Below are 23,468 nucleotides of genomic sequence, written 5' to 3' on the forward strand. Positions count from 1 at the left end.
GGTAGCTTTCTTCTCAAAAGGTATATTATCCCTTATTTTTCTGATACAGTTTTTAATTCCTCTAATAATTCTTCTACGTAATGTTGTGCACTTTGCGCTGCAATACTACCGTCACCTGTTGCAGTTACAATTTGACGAAGCATTTTTTCACGAACATCACCAGCTGCGAAAATACCAGGGATTTTCGTTTCCATACGCTCGTTCGTTTCAAGGTAACCATTTTCATTTGTAATACCTAGTTCAACAAATGGTTTTGATAAAGGTAACATACCGATGTATACGAATACGCCGTCAGTTTTGACTTCTTTCTCTTCTCCACTATTTACGTCCACAAGTGTTACACTTCCTACTTTACCACTTGCTTCGTTGATTTCTTTTATAGTGTGATTCCAAATGAAATCTACTTTTTCGTTTTGGAAAGCACGGTCTTGTAAAATTTTCTGTGCACGAAGCGTGTCACGACGGTGAACGATCGTTACTTTTGATGCGAAGCGTGTTAAGAACACACCCTCTTCAACAGCAGAATCTCCGCCACCAATTACGATAAGCTCTTTTCCTTTAAAGAATGCTCCGTCACATACTGCACAATATGATACACCGCGGCCGCCAAGTTCTGTTTCACCCGGTACACCAATTTTTTTATACTCTGCACCGCTTGCAACGATAATTGCACGTGCTTTATATTCTTTTTTACCAGCAATAATTGTTTTGTATTCTTTACCATCGATGACTTCTTTCACATCACCGTATGCATATTCAGCACCAAATTTCTTCGCATGCTCAAACATTTTATTTGATAAATCTGGTCCTAAAATAGACTCATAACCTGGGTAGTTTTCTACATCTTCCGTGTTTGCCATTTGGCCACCTGGAATACCACGCTCAAGCATTAATGTGCTTAAATTTGCACGAGATGTATATACTGCAGCTGTCATACCAGCTGGTCCTGCACCAATAATAACGACATCATAAATTTTTTCTTCTGACACACTATTCACTCCTATCCATTCCTACACAATTAAGTTACCCTCATTATACTGTTAGCATCATTTTTTTCCCAATGATTTGCTTATCTTATGTGTGCGTACGCTTAACAGCTTGCACATACTTTCGGACAGTCGCTACAGATACATTATATACATCTCCAAGCTCCGACTGTGTCATTTTATTTCCTTGTTCGCCGCGTACAATGTATTCAATCGCAGCTGACCAGCCGTACACATTTGTAAATATGTCTCCAGATGTATATAAACGTATGAACGTACAAAACCAAAAGTGTAAACACTCTTCAATTAATTCATCATCTTTTTTCGTATAATTGTATAATGCATCCGCAATTCTCGCGCACTGCTCAAATTGCTGTAAATCAGCTGGAATACTCTTATGACTATTAAGTAAAAAGAAGTACTTTGCAAGTTGCGATACGATGGGAACACCGTTCTTCGCTTGCGTTATATCAAAGAAGAATCCAACCTTCTCCGGCGTTGACAATTCATTCATTAAATATAAAGCTAGCATTTGTTCTTCTAGCGTCGCACTTTGCTGAAATGATTTTCGTAATTCTTCAAATAACACATTTTGCCCTTCATCTGCTAAATTCAGCGCATTCCACGGTTCTTTTCCCTTTTTATCAGGATGTAATTCCACGACATATTGCCACATTTTTTCAGCTAGTTGCTGGTCTTTCACCATATACGCAGAATATGCAAACCAATAATAAAAACTAACGTCTCCCTCATATCCTTGACGCTTTAATAGTTTGAACCACTTATATGCATGCTCGAAATAACCAATTGTTGCGAGTGTAGTTCCCAGTTTCAAACGATGTTCAAATGAAATCGGATATACCGAAACTAGCTGTCCCGCTAATGCCTCTACTTGTTTATGCTCTCCAATTGAATATAGAAAAATAAGCGTATTACAAAGCGCATGTATATTGCCAGGATTTTTCTCTAAAATCATTTCTGTTAACTTCAGTGCTTTGTCTACATTACCAGATTGAAAATGTGCAATGGCTAAATTATTATGACCTGACCAAAATTCCGGATAATCTTTCGTAACAATTTCTAATGTAGCAATTGCTTCTTCCAATTGTCCATTACGAATATAGCGATTCGCTTCTTCCTGCATAACAATTAAATCATCTTCATCTTCAATCTCTTCCGCACCCATTGCTTCTTCTTCCATAATCTCAAGAAGTTCTAATGTATCTTCTACGAATTCCTTCTCTTTTGCAACTTCTAAATAAAGATCTGCATATTTCTTCGCCTGTTGAAATAACCCCATATATGCATAATTATTTGCAATAAAATAATAGCACTGTTCAAGTTCTGGATTAGATCTAACTAACTTTAAGAAGATTTGATTCGATTCTTGATATTCACCAGCCTCAGATAATACTGATGCTAATTGACATAAAATAAACGGCTCCTTCTCACTTTGTGCCGCTCTTCGAAAATATTTAATTGCATCTTGCAATTTTTGTCCTTTGTAAGCTCTCATCCCTTTTTTATAAAAGAAGTCCGCTAATTGATTAAAAGAGATAACTTGTCCGTTCTCCTTATATATCCTTTGATTTTTCCCCATATATCCTCCAGTTTTTTGTTTTCTTCGTTCACACATTCTTCTATCTATAAGTATAAACGATTCCGTAAAAAACAAAACAGTATATTATACTCAATTATTTCCTTTTTATTCATAAAAAAAGAGGAGAAATGTTACATTTTCACCATGAACCTTCTCTTGCGGTCATTTGCTCTTTCGTATAAATAATACGCATTGGATTTCCACCTACGAAAGCACCGCTCGGTACATCTCTATGAACAAGTGTGCCAGCTGAGACAGTCGCACCGTCTCCAATGTTCACACCTGGTAATATTGTTACATTCGCTCCAATCATTACTTCATTTCCAATGACGATTTCGCCAAGTCGATATTCACGAATTAAATATTCATGTGCTAAAAGCGTTGTGTTATAGCCAATAATCGAATTCTCTCCCACAGTTATCTTTTCTGGGAACATAATATCCGGCATTACCATAAGCGCAAATGATGTTTTCTTTCCTACTTTCATCCGTAAAAAAGTGCGGTACAACCAATTTTTTACGGATAAAAATGGCGTGTAACGCGCAATTTGGATAATAATAAAGTTTTTCATTACCTTCCAAAAAGACACTGTTTTATACACATTCCATAACGAATTTTCTCCTGAAACAGGATAGCGCGTTGTCCGTCGCACTTAGCTCGCTCCTCTACTAACTTACTTGGACCTTTATGAACGGTTCATGTTAGACAAAATCGGTAGCAAATCACTCATTTTATCTAGCATAAAGTCCGGCTTGTAAGCCTCTAAATACGCTCTACCTTTCAACGTCCATGAAACCGCAGCTGTTTTCGTCCCCGCATTTTGACCACCGACAATATCATGATGATTATCCCCAACCATCAATGCCTCTTCTGGTTTTGCATCTAATAATTCAAGCGCTTTTTGAAGTGGCTCCGGATGTGGTTTCACATGCTCTACATCATCAATTGTCACGACAACATCAAAAAATTCATCAAGCTTTGACAACTGTAATCCCATCTCAACGGTTTGTCTCGCTTTCGTTGTAACAATACCAACTTTATAACCTTGCTTCTTCAACTCTCGAACTGTTTCATATACAGTTTCATATTCTTCTACTAATTCATCATGATGATCATGGTTAAATTTCCGATAGCTAGTAATCATCTCTTCAACCTTACTTTCATCAATCTTGCTGAAAGTATCATGCAAAGATGGACCGATAAATGGCAACACATCTTCACGCTTATATTGATTTGGATAATATGTATTTAAAGTATGTAAAAACGAAGAAATAATAAGTTCATTTGTATTAATTAAAGTTCCATCTAAATCAAATAACACGGTATTTATTCTCATCGCCTTAGTCCTTTCGCCTTCCTGAATATGAAAGAAGCAGCATCTTATAATAAGATGCTACTTGTCTCTAATTTTCTAAATATCTTTTATCAGCTTGCCCCATTTTTTGTCTCACAATAATGAAAATAATAGAAATAACAACAAGTCCAATTGACATTACTTGTGCAATACGAAGTGGTCCTAGCATTAAACTATCTGTACGTAAGCCTTCTACGAAGAAGCGTCCTACTGAATACCAAATTAAATATGTGAAGAATAACTCCCCGCGACGTAAATTCACTTTTCTTAATGCAAGTAGTAAAATTACGCCTGCAAAATTCCATAATGATTCATATAAAAACGTCGGATGATAGTACACACCCTCAATATACATTTGATTAATAATGAAATCCGGTAAATGAAGACCTTCTAAAAACTGTCTCGTTACTTCATCACCATGCGCCTCTTGGTTCATAAAGTTTCCCCATCGGCCAATTGCTTGTCCTAGTAAAATACTTGGTGCAGCAATATCAGCCAACTTCCAGAAGGAAACCCCGCGTCGCTTCGCAAAAAGAATTCCGGTAATAACAGCTCCGATTAAACCACCATGAATCGCCAAACCGCCTTGACGAATATTAATAATTTGACTCGGATTTTGTGCGTAATATTCCCATTCAAAAATAACATAGTACATTCTCGCAAAAAGAATAGCGATCGGTACTGCAATTAATACAAGGTCAACAAATGTATCTTTTGGAATACCTAGCCTTTCTCCCTCGCGAGTTGCCAGCCAAAGACCTAATAGCACACCTGTACCGATAATAATCCCGTACCAATACACAGGAAACGGCCCAAGTTGGATAGCTACACGGTCAAGCTGTGGTACAGAAGCTAACAGCATATGTATATGACCTCCCTCTCCAAAGTTTACTCCTGATTTCCTAACTCAATTGCACTCATTAATCGTTCAGAGAACTGCTGTGCTGCATTGACTCCCATACGTTTTAAACGGAAGTTCATCGCTGCTACTTCAATAATAACAGCCAAGTTTCGACCAGGACGAACTGGAAGTGTAATCTTCGTAAGCTCTGTATCAATAATTTTCATCTTCTCTTCATCAAGACCTAAGCGATCGTAATTTTTCTTTTGATCCCAAATTTCAAGATTAATAACAAGTGTAATACGCTTATAATTTCGTACTGCCCCTGCACCGAATAACGTCATAACGTTAATAATACCTAGACCACGAATTTCTAATAAATGCTCGATTAAATCTGGTGAACTTCCGACTAACATATCTTCATCTTCTTGACGAATTTCTACACTATCATCCGCAACAAGACGGTGACCACGCTTTACAAGCTCAAGAGCTGTCTCACTTTTACCAACACCACTTTGACCTGTAATTAAAACACCAACGCCGTAAATATCTACTAACACACCATGAACAGCTGTTGTTGGTGCTAACTTACCTTCTAAATAGTTTGTTAAACGACTTGATAATCTCGTTGTCGTTTGAGAAGAACGTAATAAAGGCATACCTGATTCACGTGATGCTTGTAATAACTCATCTGGTACATCTTGATTACGAGTTACAATAATACATGGCGTCTCCTCAGTACAAAGCGCTTTCATTCTCTCTTGTTTTTGCTCTGACGTTAACGTGTCAAAGAAAGTAAGCTCCGTTTTACCAAGAAGCTGCACACGATCTGCTGGATAGTATGTAAAAAATCCTGCCATTTCAATTCCAGGTCGTGATAAATCACTTGTATCAATTGGACGATGAATACCTTCTTCACCACTGATTAACTCCAATTGAAATTGTTCAATTAAATCTTTTGTCCTTACTTTCGGCATATGTATAAACCTCCACTCCGCTGCGGGTTCAGTCTCGTTTGATGTAAAATTCCATTCTATCGGATATTGTACCATTTTTTTCTGAAAACAAGAAATACGGTTTCTAATAAATAGAAAAAAACATTTCATACGAATAATGAAATGTTTTTCTTTTTGTCACTTTCTCTTTTTTTCATATAGAGGCTCAACAATTGCCTTTTCAATTATCATATTAAAAATTGAAATACAAATTGCCGCAACAATCGCTACACCAAATCCTGATATATTAAAAGCATCTCCTAATAATGAATCTGCTATTTTTAACGTAATCGCATTAATAACAATTAAGAAGAAGCCGAAAGTTACAACAGTAATTGGTAGCGTAATTAAAATTAAAAACGGCTTTACGAACACATTTAAAACCGCCAATATAATACTCGCAATAATTGCAGTTTGTATATTTGCTACGTAAAATGCATCTGGTGCAATCCCTTTTAAAAGTCCCGATACAGCGATTAACACAACGCTATTTACAAGAAGTGATACAATCCATCTCATTTCGTCACACATCCTTTTAAACATATATATTTCATCATACGCTAATAGATAATAAACGCAAGTATGATACGAACACTTATATCAACTTATTCTATCTTTCATGCTTGTATACCTACTAACATTTCTTAGTAAAATAAGGGCCGCACCATCTATGTTCATGAGTTTTTACAAAAGTCCAAGTGAACTCCTTATCTACAATATAGATATCACCCTTATACATATCGTCCCTCTCACACAATATATCATCCATATGTAACAAACTCGCATCCTTTATTAACAGTACCTCATCACAGTGTTGGTAGAAAATGTAGCAATCCTTTTTCACTTCATTATGAAACGCGTTCTTTGCTTCTTTACCCTCTAAACACTTCTTTTTCTCATAACTAAATATGTGCCAAAGATACCCACATCCATACTTATCTCCATAAAGAAAAATGTCTTCTTTTTCTTCATCACTTAAATGATTTGCAAAGTGATCCTCCCAGCGCTTTCGAAAATATACACCCCAACTTTGAAACTCTCTTACTTTCATATTTTTCTTCCTTAACACCTCTAAAAACTTCATCTTCTCCCCCTATACAATAAAAACCGAGCGTCATTTCCACCCGGTTTTCATCAATAAACTTATTGCGATAATTCTACTTCTTTTATTTTCTCTTTCATTCTTGCTTTATCACGATTTAAAATCTCTTTTAAATATTTACCTGTGTACGAGCGCTCTTCTTTCACTACTTGCTCTGGCGTTCCGGAAGCAACGATTTGTCCACCTTTATCTCCACCCTCTGGTCCAAGGTCAACTATATAATCAGCTGTTTTTATCACATCTAAATTATGTTCAATTACAAGTACCGTCTCACCGCTCTCAACAAGACGTTGCAACACTTCTAGAAGACGTGCAATATCATGCGCATGCAAACCAGTCGTTGGTTCATCTAAAATGTATAACGTACGTCCTGTAGAACGACGGTGTAATTCAGAAGCTAATTTTACACGTTGTGCTTCACCACCAGATAACGTCGTAGCTGGTTGCCCTAATTTCATATAACCAAGCCCAACGTCTACAAGCGTTTGAAGTTTACGCTTAATTTTTGGGATATTAGCGAAGAACTCTACTCCATCTTCAATTGTCATCCCTAACACTTCAGAAATATTCTTATCTTTATATTTCACTTCTAACGTTTCACGATTATATCGTTTACCGTGACAAACTTCACACGGAACATACACATCTGGTAGGAAATGCATTTCGATTTTAATAATTCCATCACCACGGCACGCTTCACAACGGCCACCTTTTACGTTAAAGCTGAAACGTCCTTTTTGATATCCGCGCACTTTCGCTTCATTCGTTTGTGCAAACACATCACGAATATCATCAAATACACCTGTGTACGTCGCTGGATTAGAACGTGGTGTACGACCAATTGGTGATTGATCAATATCAATTACTTTATCTAAATGTTCAAGACCTTTAATCTCTTTATGAGTACCTGGCTTCGCTTTCGCTTTATATAACTTTTGAGCTAGCGATTTATATAGTACTTCATTAATCATCGTACTTTTACCAGAACCAGATACCCCTGTTACCGCTACAAACGTACCGAGTGGGAATGACATTTTCGCATTCTTTAAGTTATTCTCTTTTGCGCCGACAATCTCTACTTTACGTCCATCACCTTTACGTCTTTCAAGTGGAACTGGAATAAACTCTTTGCCACTTAAATACTTCCCTGTTAATGAATTCTCATCTTGCATAACTTCAGCCGGCGTCCCCGCTGAAACGACCTGTCCACCGTGAATACCTGCACCAGGCCCTATATCAAGTAAATAGTCAGCAGCCATCATCGTATCTTCATCATGTTCAACAACGATTAACGTATTACCTAAATCGCGCATTTCTTGCAATGTACGAATAAGACGATCGTTATCACGCTGGTGTAAACCAATTGAAGGTTCATCAAGAATATAAAGTACGCCAGTTAGACGAGAACCAATTTGCGTCGCTAAACGAATACGCTGCGCCTCACCACCTGATAAAGTTCCTGCGGCACGACTTAACGTTAAATAATCTAAACCAACGTTCACTAAGAACCCAACGCGCTCCTGAATTTCTCTTAAAATTAAATGAGCTATTTTTTGTTGCTTCTCCGTTAGCTCTACATTCGAGAAGAATTCTTGTACTTCTTGAACTGAATACTTCGTTACGTCAGCAATCGTTTTTCCGCCAACGAAAACAGCTAAACTCTCAGGCTTTAAGCGTCCACCTTTACACTTCGGACAAGCTTGCTCTGCCATATATTTTTCCATTTGCTCACGAACATAATCAGAACTCGTTTCACGATAACGACGTTCAATATTTGGAATAACACCTTCAAATAAAATCTCATTTTCCTTTACTTGACCAAATTCATTTACATAGCGGAAATAAACCTTCTCTTCACCGCTTCCGTATAACACTTTATCAAATAAATCTTTCGGTATATTTTTCACAGGCACATCCATATCAACGCCATAATGATTACATACAGATTGTAAAAGTTGCGGGTAATATTGTGAGCTTGTCGGTTCCCAAGGCGCAATCGCATGTTCCTTTAACGATAAATCCCAGTTCGGGATAACAAGCTCTAAATCTACCTCTAGCTTTGAACCAAGTCCATCACAAGAAGGACATGCTCCGAACGGACTGTTGAATGAGAACATACGCGGCTCTAATTCTCCGATTGAAAAACCACAATGCGGACAAGCATGATGTTCACTAAATAGAAGTTCCTCTTCTCCCATTACATCAATTAACACTCGGCCTCCGCCAAGCTTTAATGCACTTTCAAGTGAATCAGCAAGACGGCTTGCGATTCCTTCTTTTACAACAATACGGTCAATTACAACTTCAATGGAATGCTTCTTATTTTTATCTAACGTAATATCTTCAGATACATCAAGCATTTCACCATCAACACGTACACGAACATATCCTTGCTTCTTAATATCTTCAAGTACTTTCACATGTGCACCTTTACGCCCAGACACGATAGGAGCTAACACTTGTAATTTCGTACGTTCAGGATATTCAAGAACACGGTCTACCATCTGCTCTACTGTTTGTGATGTAATTTCAATTCCATGATTTGGACAAATTGGCGTACCAATTCGCGCAAATAATAAACGTAAATAATCATAAATCTCCGTTACCGTTCCGACAGTTGAACGTGGATTACGACTCGTCGTTTTTTGATCGATTGAAATCGCTGGTGACAATCCTTCAATCGTGTCCACATCTGGCTTATCCATTTGTCCTAAAAACTGGCGCGCATACGCAGATAATGATTCTACGTATCTGCGCTGCCCTTCTGCATAAATCGTATCAAATGCTAATGATGATTTCCCCGAACCAGACAATCCCGTTACAACGACAAGCTGATTTCTCGGAATGGTTACATCAATATTTTTTAAGTTATGTGCTCTAGCACCTTTTACAACGATAAAATCCTTGCTCTTACTCACTTTTTTCACCCTTCCGCTTTTAATTCTAATAGTAAATCTCTTAGTTCAGCTGCACGCTCGAAGTCTAACGCTTTTGCTGCTTCTTTCATCTCTGCTTCCATCTTCGCAATTGTCTTTTCGCGCTCTTTTTTCGTCATTTTCTTAGAAGGAGTTGCTTCGTATGTTTCTGTCTCTTCAGCAGCTGTCGTTGCACGGATAACATCACGAACGCCTTTTTGAATCGTTTTCGGTGTAATACCATGCTCTTCATTGTAAGCTTCTTGTATACTACGACGACGCTTCGTTTCTTCAATCGCAATCCCCATAGATTTCGTTATACGATCTGCATACATAATAACGCGGCCGTTTTCATTACGCGCGGCACGACCAATTGTTTGAATTAATGAACGTTCTGAACGCAAAAATCCTTCCTTATCAGCATCTAAAATAGCTACAAGTGATACTTCCGGAATATCTAATCCTTCTCGCAATAAGTTAATGCCGACAAGTACATCAAATTTACCGAGGCGAAGATCACGGATAATTTCAATACGTTCTAACGTTTTAATTTCAGAGTGAAGATAGTTAACTTTAATTCCTACATCTTTTAAGTAATCCGTTAAATCCTCTGACATTTTCTTCGTTAAAGTCGTAATTAATACACGTTCATTTTTTGCAATACGATCTTGAATCTCTCCTAATAAATCGTCAATTTGCCCTTCAATTGGTCGTATATCAATTGGTGGATCTAAAAGCCCTGTTGGACGAATAATTTGTTCTATTACTTCTGGTGACTGCTCTAACTCGTACGGTCCTGGCGTTGCTGAAACGTAAATAACTTGATTTGTTTTCTCTTCAAACTCATCAAACATAAGCGGTCTATTATCTAGAGCCGATGGCAGACGGAATCCATGATCCACAAGCACTTGTTTACGTGCTTGGTCACCGTTATACATCGCTCTTACTTGTGGTACTGATACGTGCGACTCATCCATAACAATTAAGAAATCTTTCGGGAAATAGTCTAATAACGTATACGGCGTTGCCCCCGCTGGACGAAGTGTTAAATGACGGGAGTAGTTTTCAATACCTGAACAAAAGCCCATCTCGCGCATCATTTCTAAATCATAACGTGTACGTTGCTCTATACGCTGCGCTTCTAACAACTTACCGTTATCATTTAACTCCTTTAAACGTTCTTCTAATTCTTTTTCGATATTTTCAATAGCGACCTTCATTTTCTCTTCACGTGTAACGAAGTGAGATGCTGGGAAGATTGCTACATGATCACGTTCTGCTAATACTTCACCTGTTAACGCATTTACTTCACGAATACGATCGATTTCATCACCGAAAAACTCAATTCGAATACAATGCTCATCAAGTGATGCTGGGAAGATTTCAACTACATCTCCGCGTACACGGAATGTACCACGCTTGAAATCAATATCATTACGTCCATACTGTACATCAACAAGTTCACGAAGCAATTGATTACGGTCTTTTTCCATACCAACTCGAAGCGAAACAACTAGCTCGCGGTATTCTTCTGGAGAACCTAAGCCATATATACACGAAACACTCGCAACGATAATTACATCGTCCCGTTCAAATAATGCAGACGTTGCCGAGTGACGCAATTTATCAATTTCATCATTAATCTGCGCATCTTTTTCAATAAACGTATCTGTTTGTGGTACATACGCTTCTGGCTGATAATAATCGTAGTAACTAACAAAATATTCAACTGCATTATTCGGGAAAAAGTCTTTCAACTCACTATATAACTGCCCTGCTAACGTTTTATTATGAGCCATAACAAGTGTTGGCTTTTGCACTTCTTTAATGACATTTGAAATCGTAAATGTCTTACCCGTTCCTGTCGCTCCAAGCAACACTTGCTTTTTCTTTCCACTATTAATTCCCTCTACAAGCTTCTCTATAGCTACCGGCTGATCACCTTGCGGGGAATACGCTGAGACAATTTCAAATTGACGTTCCAAGAAAATCCGACCTCCTCATAAAAATCTGTATTATTATTTTACCACGAATACCTATAAAAAACCTAAAAAAACGAACAGATATTCGGTAAAGTTTTCGACAATATACACATAGAAAAAGGAAGGAGTAAATACCTCCTTCCTCTACTAATTCTATTTTTTAGGTACATATACTAAGTCATATCCATTGCGCCCAGCTTCATTCATACAATCTATTAACCGATAAGTACTTTCTGATTCGCGCTGCTCTTTAACAATACCTTTACAACTATCTTTATGTAACCCTTTATCCTTCCCAGCAAATTTGTCTTTTCTATTATCTGACACATAAAATATATCGTTCCCACTATACTCTAACGTTTGAAAAATCGGGTACCCTTCAAGGGTATACTGTACAATTCTTATTTTATCAACTTCCCTTTGCTCGACATTCAAAACGAACTTTTCAAATTTATCTAGATTGAGAATTCCTGCTCCCTTTACAATGACATCATTCTTCTTATCAATTGTAGTGCTAGATGGTGAACATGCTACTAAACTAAAGAGAAATAGACTTATAAAACTGGTTCTTTTTCCTATTGTCATCCTCTCCTATAAAAATTATTTGTATACCAGAAAAGCTACTTTCAACTATGAAAGTAGCTTTTCTTTTCCTTTCTCCTTCTTCGGAAAAATCACATATGAAAATGAAATCGCTGTATCAACTAAAAATATAATCGCCCACACTTGACTCACGCGACTTGCAGCTTTATTTAAAACGATTCCCGATTCTAACCAATTACCCCATTGTTCAAATGGAATAAATCCATACGCGAAGAAAAAGAATATGTGCACACCAACGAATAAAACAAGATGTAATACCCAATTTTTTATTTCCTGCTTTGCATAGGCCATACCTGTTAATTCTACCTGTTCTTCAATAATAGGCGCCGGTTCATTACGCCATTTCGCAACTGATTTTTGTACAAATATATCAAGCTTCTTTAAATCCTTTTTCCCGTAGAAAACTGCATATAATAAAATGATTACAGTAATAATCTGAAAGTTAGAGAACTTTCCTGTTTGATAATAGTCCACTACCCCTAAAGTTAAAATAAATACTTCATTTACGAGGAGTACAATCCCCATAATAAAACTCGCCCTTTTCAAACGGAATCCGTAGCGAAGTAAAAAGAAACCGATAGCTGATAACCAAAATACAATTTCTGCCCCAATTAAAAAATACCAACGATATTCTGCGAGTATACTCATTTATCCTTCTCCCTTTCATCATAAATACGAAAAGCCTCATCCATATATGCTAAAAGTTCTTCTTCAATTGGATACATGCTCATTTTCTGTGAATCTTCCTTCGATTTTCTAACTTCCCATAACTTATCTAAAAACGCTTCGTCACCATTAGCCATTTCTAAACATTTCTGCATTAATTTCTTCGTTGCCTCTTGTACTTCATCACTCACGACTTCTTTACCGTCTTTCATAAAAGTACGTAATTGCTTTAATAAATCTACCCATTCTAAAACATTCGGATCTTCCTCACTCATATTTGGCAAATTCTGAAGCAATTTTTGTTCTTCCTTTGAAAATACTTCATTTTGAAATATTTCACGTATACGAGGAGACTGTTTTGAAAGCTGAATAAGTTCAAACATAACTTTCCAATCAAGTTCTCCCTCTACATCTACCGAATAAACAACTGCTTGTAAAACACGCTCCATTCGATTAAATTTCTTTTGTTCTTCCTGTACAAACCGAAGTTGTTTTTCAAGCGAATTTTTTAAATCCAGCTCACCTTTTACTAACATATTCGCAGCTTCTTTTAATGAAAATCCCATTTCTTTCAAAAATAAAATTTGTTGCAAACGAATAACGTCATTTTCACTATATAACCGATGTCCACCCTCTGTTTTTCCGCTCGGCTTTAATAAATCTATTTGATCATAATAACGTAGTGTACGTACTGTAACCCCTGTTTCTTTCGTCAATTCTTGTATTGAAATCACTACCATCACCTCTTCCCTCTCATTATAAAAGATGACGTTACGTAACTTTCAAGCGTTTTGTAAAAAAAATACAAAAAGCTGTTTATACAAAGTGTATAAACAGCTTTTATGGAAATAACCCCTTTTGTATGGCGCGCCCACAAAATAAAATAAGTGCTCCAACAACAACACTCGTTGCCGTTTTATGATAATGGGCTAATAATAATAAATAATACGATAAACCTACAGTACCAATCATAATACAAATGCTCGGCACTGGATTACGAGAAAAGTTTTGCATTCCCCAAAGAAGCGAAAATATAGCTGTAGCGACACATAACACCGGTAATCCCATCCCAGTTCCCCTTTTTCTATCTATTATTCCTTGTTGCTAACACGCTCGTTGATGCGATGCTAATTAATAAATCAAAACCAATCCTTATATATTTAAACGTTTACTCTAATTGAAATCTCTCAAGCTTATCATTTATTTTCTTTCTCCTTACTCCAGCGTAAATATTTCCTCCACCTTCACTCCAAAATACTTGGCGATTTTTAAAGATAACTCTAGACTCGGATTGTAATGATGGTTTTCAATCGCCACTATCGTCTGCCGCGTCACCTGCATCGCCTTTGCCATTTCAACTTGCGTTATATGATTTTGCTTTCTTAACTCTTTTATTTTATTTTTTACACCCATAGGCTCCACCTTCAAAAGTAAAGATATCTTTACTTAAATTATAAATATTTTCCAGTTATAAGTAAAGATATCTTTACAAATTTTAGAAAAACGTTTCACTGAACACCTACTCTAATAAAGTACAAGAGTAATTCAATTTATATCAGCGCAACTTAAATTATATCGGCGATTTCCCAAATATATCAGCGCAACTCCATTTATATCGGCGATTTTTCAAATATATCGACTTACCGACAAATATCGACATCCGTAGCGCTACTATAATCATAAGAAAAAGCTGTCCCCAAATACCTTCGGGAACAGCTTCTTCCTACTACATAAATCCTAACGCATATACAAGAACGTATCCAAGAACCGATAAGCAAACCGAGCCAATCAGCCCCGCCACGAACGCTTTGCTTCCTAACTTACGGAACGTTTTAAACTCTACATTTAAACCAAGTCCTGCCATCGCCATTGCGATTAGCATATAAGCAATGACAACAATGTATCCCGCAACAACTTCTGGAATAATCCCGAGCGAATGCACGGCACTCATCGCTAAAAATCCGAAAATGAACCATGGAATTGGAAGGTCGCGCCACGATCTTTTTTCCTTGCTTCCTTCACTCTTTCCAAACCATAATCCAATTAAAATTGCTACTGGTACGAGCATTGCAACGCGCGTTAACTTCACGATAACTGCGATGTCTACAGCTGTACTTCCTCCTGGCGCCGCAGCTGCGATAACATGAGCAATTTCATGCAGCGTGGCCCCTGAGAATACACCGTAACCATATGGAGATAGGCCAAGCACTGGATATAACAACGTATAAATAAGCGTAAATATCGTACCTAAAATAGCAATAATTGCAGCCCCAACTGCCGTTTCATCATCTTTTGCTTTCACTTGCGGCGCAATTGCCACGACCGCTGCCGCCCCGCAAATTGCTGTACCACATGCGGTTAAAATCCCAAGTTTCTTTTCTACCTTAAATACTTTCGTTAGTCCATATACAACGAAAATCGTAAATGTAATAACAACCGCTGCGATGACCAATACTTTCGGCCCTGCCTTCGCAATATCAACAAGATTTAATCGCATTCCAAGTAAGATGATTCCAAAGCGCAGCAACTTCTTACTCGCAAAGTTCGTCCCTGCAATCGCATCTTGAGGGACTCCAATTGCCGCACGCCAAACCATCCCAATTAGAATAGCAATTACTAATTGTCCCATAATATTTAAAAATGGAAGCTCTGCTAAATATTTCGCGGCAATTGCGATTAATAGCGTAATCCCAATCCCTTGCGAAAATCCAAAACGCTTCTTCTTTTGTATAACAAGTGTTTGTTCCATTTTGAACCACTCCAATAATCGTATTGGAACATGCATGTTCTTTCTACTTACATTATAAGAGAGTTTCTATAATAAGTTTAATACCAATACCAAATCTCTATCATTAGAAATACTTATGATAAGATAATAGAAAAAGAAAGGAGCCCATTATATGAACGTAGACATTTTAAAAATTTTTGTTACTGTCGTTGAGCAGAAACACTTCTCTCGTGCAGCAGAATTATTAAACCTTTCACAGCCTGGAGTAAGTATGCATATACGCAACTTAGAAAACGAATTTGGTACTACACTTATTCAACGCTCCCCGAAGCACGTCCAAGTTACGGAAGCTGGAAACATATTATATATACATGCAAAGCAAATGCTCTCTCTTTACGAAGATGCGAAACAAGAAATTAATGAACTACATAACGTTGTAACAGGAACACTGCGCATTGGTGCTAGTTTTACAATTGGCGAATACTTACTTCCAAAAATACTGGCTAACTATGCAAATGAAAATCCACACGTCGAAGTTCATACCTTTATCTCAAATACAGAAGACGTTTTGCAAAGCCTTCGTTCTAATCAAATTGATATCGGCTTAGTAGAAGGGCAAGTCGTATACGCTGACGTTGACGTTGAAACATTTATGCAAGATGAAATGAAGCTCGTCGTCCCGCCAAATCATCCATTGCTCCGCACAAATGAAATAAATGAAAGCTCACTCCAAGATCAAGTATGGGTATTAAGAGAAAGTGGTTCTGGTACACGCGCTTATAGTGACCGCTTTATTCATCAACACCATTTAAAAATGAAACGATTCTTTACATTCAGCAGTATCCAAAGCGTAAAGGAAGCTGTTAGTGCTGGGCTTGGCATCGCTATCCTTTCTGATTGGACTGTACGGAAAGAGCTACTAGCAAAAGAACTATTCCACGTCGAAGTTCCAAATGAACAACTCATCCGTCCATTCTCCATCGTGCGCGGCAAATATTTTATTCCGTCTAAAGCTATTCAAGTGTTTTTAAATCATGTAGATTCCTTTGCGAAAAAACAGCATTGACCTTCACATTAGTGTGAAGGTTTACAATACATGTAAAAGGAGTGAAACACATTGCGAATTGGAGAGTTATCAAAAGAAACTGGCATTAGCGAAAGATCTCTAAGACATTATGAAGAAAAGGGGTTACTCCCTTCGAAACGCCTCGCAAATGGTTACCGTGATTTTGATGAAAGTGCCATCGAAAAAGTGGAGCTTATTCAAATGTACTTACAAATTGGCTTAAATTTAGAAGAGACGGCAAGGATGCTGCGCTGCCTTGAAATTGAACCGCACCTGTACGACAATCCGTGCAGCAGTATCCTTACGCTTTACGAAGATAAACTCAATGAAGTAACAAAGCAAATCTCATTGCTTTCAAACATCCAAACGAATTTGCAAAAACACGTTTCACTCCTAAAACATGCAAAAGAAAAGGGATGATTACATGTTTGTTATACATGGCAGTTCAAGACAAAACGGAAATACAGAAGCTTTAACACATATGATGATAGAGGACATTGAAACAGAACAAATTTATTTGCGTGATCATACCGTCTATCCTATTACAGACCAACGTCATGATGCAGAAGGATTCCAATCCGTAAATGATGACTATGAGCAGTTAACGAAACGCATGCTAGAACACGACACGATTATCTTTGCTACACCATTATATTGGTACGGAATGAGTGGACATATGAAAAATTTTGTTGATCGATGGTCACAAAGCTTGCGCGATACATCCCTTCATTTCAAAGAAAAAATGAAAGGCAAAAAAATGTATGTTGTCATCGTTGGCGGGGACAACCCAAAGGTAAAAGCATTACCGCTTATTGCTCAATTCCAATATATCTTTGATTTTGTTGGCTCTTCATTTGAAGGTTATGTTATTGGGAATGCGAATGGACTGGATGAAATTAAAAACGATGCTGAGGCGCTGGCAAAAGCACAATTGTATAATGATACATTCAAAAATAGCGAACAGAAATAAGTTTGACAAACCCTTTTGTATGCGCATACAATAAAAGTAATATTATGAAAGGAAGGTACTTTGACCAATGAAGTTCTAATTCTCTTATTTATTTCATCCATCACAAATAGTGAACAAAAATGATGAAAACTAGCAGGGGATTAGTCTGTTCATTTGTCGATACTTTCTTTCGAAACGATCATGTAAAAAATCGTTTATTTATGTACGATTTTTTACATACAAGGGCGACGTTTATCCTCTCTAGTGAAACTAGGGAGGTTTTTTTATGACTATTTTATTCGCAAGTAATATTGAAAAGAGCTTTGGTGATCGCACACTATTTACATTACCATCACTGGAAATTCAAGCACAGGATCGCATAGGAATTGTCGGAGTCAACGGAGCTGGTAAATCTACGTTATTACAAATATTAAGTAAAGAAATAGAAGCTGACAGAGGCATAGTAACTCATCATAGTTCTATCAGCATCATTCCTCAGCTTAGCGAAGAACTACCGGAAACTGCTTCTTCTCTTGCAAAAGGAAAATGGAGTATTTCAAACGTTACCGACGCAATGAGCGGCGGTGAACGAATGCGGCTAAAGATCGCCCATGCTCTCGAACAAAATGCAGGCATTTTATTCGCTGATGAACCAACAAGCCACTTAGATATGGTCGGTACAGAGCAATTAGAAAAGGCACTTTCATCTTATAAAGGAGCACTTGTTTTAATATCGCATGATCGTGAATTTCTAGATAATATATGTACCAAAATTATTGAAATTGAAGACGGTACTATTCAAGAGTACAAAGGGAATTATTCAAACTATCGAAAACAAAAAGAACGTGAACGAATACAAAAACAAGCAGAATATGAGCAATATGTACAAGAAAAAAATCGTTTAGAACAGTCCATTCTACAAAGAAAGCAACGTGCTTCTAACATGACAAAAATCCCAACGCGGTTCAGTTCATCTGAATCTAGACTTTATAGGTTAAGTGGGGCTCATGGCCAAGAACAGGTTAGCAAAGCAGCGAAGGCATTAGAGACACGTCTCGAAAAACTAGAAAAGAAGGAAAAGCCAAAGGATCTTTCTCAAGCTCAATTTGACGTGCAATACCATACTCCCATTCATAGTAAGGTGGCAGTACAATTCAATAAAGCAACAAAGAAAATAGGCGACCGCACACTATTTAAAAATATGAATGGAACTATTGCCCCTGGTGCAAAGCTTGCCGTTTTAGGGGCAAATGGAAGCGGCAAAACCACTTTGTTCAACATGCTTCTCACAAACGAGCGTGGCATGCAGCTATCGAAAAGTTGTAAAATTGGATACTTCGAACAAACATTATCTATTTTAAAAACAGATAAAACCATTTTAGAAAATGTTCTAGAAGAAACAAACTATACAGAAGCATTCGTTCGCACAATACTTGCACGACTTCTATTCCGCCGTGAGGATGTTCATAAACCTGTGCACGTTCTAAGCGGGGGTGAACGAATGAAGGTTGCACTCGCAAAAGTATTTTTAGGAAACTATAATATGCTTCTGCTAGATGAACCGACAAACTATTTAGACTTAGCGACGCAAGAAGAATTAGAAACCATGTTACAAGAATATCCTGGCACAATACTTTTCATTAGCCATGACCGTGCCTTTATTCGCTCTGTTGCAGACCATATTCTACAAGTAGATGAGAGTGAACCAAGAATCTTCCACGGTAATTACGAGCAATACACAAAAAGAACCACCGGAGCTTCTGTAAACGTTACTGAGCAAGAATTGTTACGATTACAAACAAAATTAACAGAAGTCATCGGCCGGATTTCCATTCCAAATCATCACGATGACATCACATCTCTCGAACAAGAATACGCAAAATTATTAACTCAAATTCAAAAATGTAAAGAAGCGCTCTAATGTCTTCCCTATATATCGACGGGGCCTTCCACATTTCCCAAGAAATATTGAAACTTCGACATACAAAGTAAAAAGCCGTGCATCAGCACGGCTTTTTACTTTATATGCGGACAGCAGTCCCGCTCACCGCAACCATTAACATACCTTCGCGAACTACTTCGTAATCCACGTCGATACCAACAATTGCATTTGCATTTTTTTGTCTTGCGAAAGTTTTCATCTCTTCCATTGCGATGTCGCGTGCTTCTTTTAATTTACTTTCATAAGCGCCAGCACGACCGCCGACAACGTCACGAACAGAAGCGAAAAGGTCACGAACGATATTCGCGCCCATAATCGCTTCTCCATTGACAATATCAATATACTCAATAATTTCTTTTCCTTGAATTGTAGACGTTGTTGTTACAATCATACTTTATAGCCTCCCATATGAGATTTTTACCTACTTATGGTGCACTAATTCAGTACAAATTATATTTACGAACTAAACTGAGCTTCGTATAACCTACTGTATCCTCCACCTCGCTCAATTAATTCATTATGTGAACCTTGTTCTGCAATGCCATCTTTATTTACAACGACGATGCGATCTGCATTTTTAATCGTTGCAAGTCTGTGAGCGATAACTAGCGTTGTGCGACCGACAGCTAATTCAGCAAGCGATTTTTGAATCGCAAGTTCTGTCTCTGTATCTAGTGCAGAAGTTGCTTCATCCAATATTAAAATTGGCGGGTTTTTCAAGAACATACGAGCAATAGCTAGACGCTGCTTTTGTCCACCTGAAAGTTTCACGCCGCGCTCACCGATAACAGTATCTAAACCTTCCGGCTGTGAGTAAATTAAATCTTCTAACTGCGCACGTTTTACTGCCTGCCAAATTTCAGGCTCTGATGCCTTTAAATTTCCGTAAGCGATATTTTCACGAATTGTTCCTGAAAATAAGAACACGTCTTGCTGCACAATTCCAATTTGCTTACGAAGTGAAGATAATGTCATATCTTTCGTATCAATCCCATCAATTTGAATTGATCCAGATGATTGCTCATAAAAACGTGGTAATAGGCTACATAACGTCGTTTTCCCAGCTCCTGATGGTCCAACGAACGCAACCGTTTCACCTGCATGTATTTTCAAACTAATGTCATTTAAAATTGGTTCTTTATTTTCATATCCCAACGTAATGTTGTTATATTGAATATCACCATGTACATGTTTAACTTCCATTGCATCTTTAGAGTCTACAATGTCAGGCTCTGTTTCAAGAAGCTCTACATATCTTTTAAAACCGGCGATTCCCTTCGGATAGCTTTCGATTACCGCGTTAATTTTTTCAATTGGGCGGAAGAAAATATTCGTTAATAGAACGAATCCGATAAATCCACCGTACGTTAATTCTCCTTGCAGAACAAACCATGTACCGCATATTAAGACGAAGAGCGTTACGAGCCGCATGAGCATATAACTAATCGATGAATTTAACGCCATAATTTTATACGCCATTAATTTCGTTGTACGGAAACGAGCGTTGTTGACAGCAAATTGCTCTTTCTCAAACTTTTCATTTCCGAATGCTTGTACAACACGAATTCCCCCAACATTGTTCTCAATGCATGCATTAAAATCAGCAACGTCTGAGAATAAACGTCTAAATGTACCTGTCATTTTTTTATTAAAGTAAAGTGCTAACCATAATAGGAATGGAATGACGAAGAACGTTAATAACGCTAACTTCCAGTTGATCATCATCATAAATGAGAATGCCCCAACTAAAGTCATTACGGCGATAAATAGATCTTCTGGTCCATGGTGAGCAATTTCCCCAATTTCCATTAAATCGTTTGTAAGGCGTGAAATTAAATGACCAGTTTTATTATTATCAAAAAATCTGAATGATAGCTTTTGAATATGATCAAATAATTTCTGCCTCATATCTGTTTCAATGTTAACACCAAGCATATGTCCCCAATATGTAACGACATATTGTAAGCCTGCATTTAACATATAAACTGCGAGTAAACCGAAACAAGCCCATAAAATAAGCGTCCAGTTTTGCCCTGGCAATAACTTATCAATAAATTGATTTACGATAAGCGGGAAGCCTAGTTCTAATAATCCTGCGACAACCGCACAAGAAAAGTCGAGTATAAATAAACCTTTATACGGTTTATAGTACGAGAAAAATTTACGCAGCATATCTTACCTCCATTTTCCAAAATTAAAAAGACTCCCTAAATGATAACCATTATCAAATAATTATTCAAGTTATCCGTCTATGAAACTGAAAATAAGCTTTGCGATAGTTGTCGTTTTTTGCTGGAAAGTCGATATATTCGAATAATCGCCGATATATTTCGAGTTGCGCTGATATATTTGCAAAATCGCCGATATATTTCAAGTTGCGCTGATATATTCGGAAAATCGCCGATATAAATTTCATTTACTAACTACTCTCCCCTCCCCCAAAAACAAAAAAGGTACCACCACAAGGTGATACCATTCCTTCTATTACATCGCTTCCGAATCCCACTCGTGCTCCTGCTCAACGAATACAATACCTAATTCGTGATGCCCACCAGCATATAATGCAGTTTGTGCAAGACGAAGCTCACCATTTGTATCTAATACTTCTAATTTACAAAATGCTCCTGTCGTCTTCGTTTGAAGCGCATCATAAAATTCCTCGGCGCTTTTTGGAATGACTCCATTTACTTTCGTAATAATTTCTCCAGGCAGTAATTTTAGCTCTGCTCCAATTGTATTTGGAATTGTATCTAGTACAACGAGCCCATCATTGCGTGCAGCAAAATATGCTGGTCTTGTTTCATCGGCAATTTTCTCTTGCATCGAGATTGTGAAACGCCCAAGCATTGCGACTCCCATCGCGATAATTGCAAGTACGTGCCACCAGTAACTTGCGACTCCTAAAACGAGCACAAGTCCTGCTAATCCATAAACACGTCTTCCTGTAAATAATAAGGCTTCCGTCGGCTCATAACTTTTAATCTTTCTCATAAATCCAATTAAAAATGGAACGAGGAATAGAGAATATGTATTTGAACCGATTGAAACGACAGGCCACCATGAAATAAACTGCGTTACCGCATCACCCGGTACAAGAATAAAAATAGGAACGATCCATAAACGCTTTGATTCGTGTAAACCAATCTTTAATCCACGCTTCCCCTTCCTAATCCTCGGCGTCGAATATCCTACTGCGTTTTTAGAAATCAATAAGCCTTCTACAATAAGCATAACGCCTAGTAAAATAACAAGGGATACAATGGTACTCTCTTCACCTTCTCGAAGCTGTAAAAAGGAAACTGGTAGCTTAGAAGATAATAGAACACATACAATCGCAATGCTAAATGTATAAGCCGCCGATAAATATCGATACATAGCCGTTAATCCAAATAGTAACGTCCAAATTAAAATGGCCCATAAGCTCGCTTTAGAAACAACAAGTCCAAGCCCAATCGTAACAATAGATACTACTAATCCGTATCCAATCCCTGCAAATAGAGAGGTTCGCAGTTCAAACCAAATATCATAAACTTTAAAAGAAAAATCTTTTCGTTCTCTTAACATACGTAAGTATCCAACGAAGATACTACTTATTACAAATATATAGACAGCAGGGTGTAAGAAAAAACGTCCAACTGCCCGCATTATTTCAAAAATCCACGCCTCCATGAACTCATTCACCACCATTTATATCATTCTTTCTTTTTATATTATCATAACTAAACAAACGTTTGTTTAA

Annotated in this window: 23 protein-coding genes; 4 read left to right on the plus strand and 19 right to left on the minus strand. The window is 37.5% G+C overall.

Going from position 1 to position 23,468, the window contains the following annotated elements:
- Positions 1–32: 32 nt before the first annotated feature.
- The 16 genes from trxB to DN407_RS25495 all read right to left on the minus strand — a co-directional run bounded on the left by trxB (position 33) and on the right by DN407_RS25495 (position 15,793).
- Entirely contained in the window at positions 33–989 is a 957-nt protein-coding gene (trxB, locus tag DN407_RS25420; protein WP_001288078.1) for a thioredoxin-disulfide reductase, read from the minus strand.
- 85 nt (positions 990–1,074) lie between these two features.
- A complete protein-coding gene (locus DN407_RS25425) occupies positions 1,075–2,586 on the minus strand; it encodes a tetratricopeptide repeat protein (protein ID WP_149216700.1) in 1,512 nt (503 codons plus the stop codon).
- A gap of 139 nt (positions 2,587–2,725) precedes the next feature.
- Complete coding sequence (locus DN407_RS25430) at positions 2,726–3,238, minus strand: acyltransferase (protein WP_001255073.1); 513 nt, start codon at positions 3,236–3,238, stop codon at positions 2,726–2,728.
- Between the two features lie 33 nt (positions 3,239–3,271).
- Positions 3,272–3,922, minus strand: a complete 651-nt coding sequence (ppaX, locus tag DN407_RS25435) for a pyrophosphatase PpaX (RefSeq protein WP_002097946.1) — start codon at positions 3,920–3,922, stop codon at positions 3,272–3,274.
- A gap of 67 nt (positions 3,923–3,989) precedes the next feature.
- Positions 3,990–4,802: a prolipoprotein diacylglyceryl transferase gene (gene lgt, locus DN407_RS25440; protein WP_149216701.1), complete on the minus strand. Its 813-nt coding sequence runs from the start codon at positions 4,800–4,802 to the stop codon at positions 3,990–3,992.
- Between the two features lie 26 nt (positions 4,803–4,828).
- Positions 4,829–5,758: an HPr(Ser) kinase/phosphatase gene (hprK, locus tag DN407_RS25445; RefSeq protein WP_001127250.1), complete on the minus strand. Its 930-nt coding sequence runs from the start codon at positions 5,756–5,758 to the stop codon at positions 4,829–4,831.
- A 156-nt stretch (positions 5,759–5,914) separates the two neighbouring features.
- Positions 5,915–6,295 carry a phage holin family protein gene (locus tag DN407_RS25450; RefSeq protein ID WP_001267308.1) on the minus strand — a complete coding sequence of 127 codons (381 nt, stop codon included), beginning with the start codon at positions 6,293–6,295 and terminating at the stop codon, positions 5,915–5,917.
- A gap of 115 nt (positions 6,296–6,410) precedes the next feature.
- Positions 6,411–6,860: a DUF4275 family protein gene (locus DN407_RS25455; RefSeq protein WP_000670206.1), complete on the minus strand. Its 450-nt coding sequence runs from the start codon at positions 6,858–6,860 to the stop codon at positions 6,411–6,413.
- Positions 6,861–6,919: 59 nt separating this feature from the next.
- Positions 6,920–9,796, minus strand: a complete 2,877-nt coding sequence (gene uvrA / locus DN407_RS25460) for an excinuclease ABC subunit UvrA (RefSeq protein ID WP_087965229.1) — start codon at positions 9,794–9,796, stop codon at positions 6,920–6,922.
- Positions 9,797–9,801: 5 nt separating this feature from the next.
- Positions 9,802–11,778: an excinuclease ABC subunit B gene (uvrB, locus tag DN407_RS25465; RefSeq protein WP_000441055.1), complete on the minus strand. Its 1,977-nt coding sequence runs from the start codon at positions 11,776–11,778 to the stop codon at positions 9,802–9,804.
- 150 nt (positions 11,779–11,928) lie between these two features.
- Entirely contained in the window at positions 11,929–12,360 is a 432-nt protein-coding gene (locus DN407_RS25470) for a DUF4362 domain-containing protein (protein WP_149216702.1), read from the minus strand.
- Between the two features lie 45 nt (positions 12,361–12,405).
- On the minus strand, positions 12,406–13,026 hold the full coding sequence (locus DN407_RS25475) for a hypothetical protein (RefSeq protein WP_000025225.1): 621 nt from the start codon (positions 13,024–13,026) through the stop codon (positions 12,406–12,408).
- Positions 13,023–13,784, minus strand: a complete 762-nt coding sequence (locus tag DN407_RS25480) for a MerR family transcriptional regulator (protein ID WP_141529073.1) — start codon at positions 13,782–13,784, stop codon at positions 13,023–13,025. The genes DN407_RS25475 and DN407_RS25480 overlap by 4 nt, the downstream gene beginning before the upstream one ends.
- Before the next feature lie 100 nt (positions 13,785–13,884).
- The gene (locus DN407_RS25485) at positions 13,885–14,112 is read right to left on the minus strand and encodes a hypothetical protein (protein WP_000524139.1); all 228 of its coding nucleotides are present in this window, start codon (positions 14,110–14,112) and stop codon (positions 13,885–13,887) included.
- Positions 14,113–14,259: 147 nt separating this feature from the next.
- Complete coding sequence (locus DN407_RS25490) at positions 14,260–14,457, minus strand: helix-turn-helix transcriptional regulator (protein ID WP_000538364.1); 198 nt, start codon at positions 14,455–14,457, stop codon at positions 14,260–14,262.
- 313 nt (positions 14,458–14,770) lie between these two features.
- Positions 14,771–15,793 (minus strand): YeiH family protein, encoded by a 1,023-nt coding sequence (locus DN407_RS25495; RefSeq protein ID WP_000438439.1) that lies wholly within the window; start codon positions 15,791–15,793, stop codon positions 14,771–14,773.
- A 151-nt stretch (positions 15,794–15,944) separates the two neighbouring features.
- On the opposite strand from DN407_RS25495, the gene DN407_RS25500 reads away from it, so the two are divergent.
- The 4 genes from DN407_RS25500 to abc-f all read left to right on the plus strand — a co-directional run bounded on the left by DN407_RS25500 (position 15,945) and on the right by abc-f (position 19,708).
- A complete protein-coding gene (locus DN407_RS25500) occupies positions 15,945–16,838 on the plus strand; it encodes a LysR family transcriptional regulator (protein ID WP_001099982.1) in 894 nt (297 codons plus the stop codon).
- A 51-nt stretch (positions 16,839–16,889) separates the two neighbouring features.
- Positions 16,890–17,258, plus strand: coding sequence for a MerR family transcriptional regulator (locus DN407_RS25505; RefSeq protein ID WP_001219181.1), 369 nt, complete (start codon positions 16,890–16,892; stop codon positions 17,256–17,258).
- A 4-nt stretch (positions 17,259–17,262) separates the two neighbouring features.
- Positions 17,263–17,808, plus strand: a complete 546-nt coding sequence (locus DN407_RS25510; RefSeq protein ID WP_000497612.1) for a flavodoxin family protein — start codon at positions 17,263–17,265, stop codon at positions 17,806–17,808.
- 265 nt (positions 17,809–18,073) lie between these two features.
- Positions 18,074–19,708, plus strand: a complete 1,635-nt coding sequence (gene abc-f / locus DN407_RS25515; RefSeq protein WP_000153779.1) for a ribosomal protection-like ABC-F family protein — start codon at positions 18,074–18,076, stop codon at positions 19,706–19,708.
- A gap of 100 nt (positions 19,709–19,808) precedes the next feature.
- Here abc-f and DN407_RS25520 read toward each other — a convergent pair whose 3' ends face one another.
- The 3 genes from DN407_RS25520 to DN407_RS25530 all read right to left on the minus strand — a co-directional run bounded on the left by DN407_RS25520 (position 19,809) and on the right by DN407_RS25530 (position 23,398).
- Positions 19,809–20,120, minus strand: coding sequence for a heavy metal-binding domain-containing protein (locus tag DN407_RS25520; RefSeq protein WP_000637523.1), 312 nt, complete (start codon positions 20,118–20,120; stop codon positions 19,809–19,811).
- A 65-nt stretch (positions 20,121–20,185) separates the two neighbouring features.
- Positions 20,186–21,901 carry an ABC transporter ATP-binding protein gene (locus DN407_RS25525; protein ID WP_149216703.1) on the minus strand — a complete coding sequence of 572 codons (1,716 nt, stop codon included), beginning with the start codon at positions 21,899–21,901 and terminating at the stop codon, positions 20,186–20,188.
- Between the two features lie 312 nt (positions 21,902–22,213).
- On the minus strand, positions 22,214–23,398 hold the full coding sequence (locus DN407_RS25530; RefSeq protein WP_139848103.1) for a PDZ domain-containing protein: 1,185 nt from the start codon (positions 23,396–23,398) through the stop codon (positions 22,214–22,216).
- Between the last annotated feature and the right edge of the window lie 70 nt (positions 23,399–23,468).

Origin of the sequence: Bacillus sp. JAS24-2 (assembly GCF_008274905.1) — a bacterium.
Lineage (GTDB): Bacteria > Bacillota > Bacilli > Bacillales > Bacillaceae_G > Bacillus_A > Bacillus_A cereus.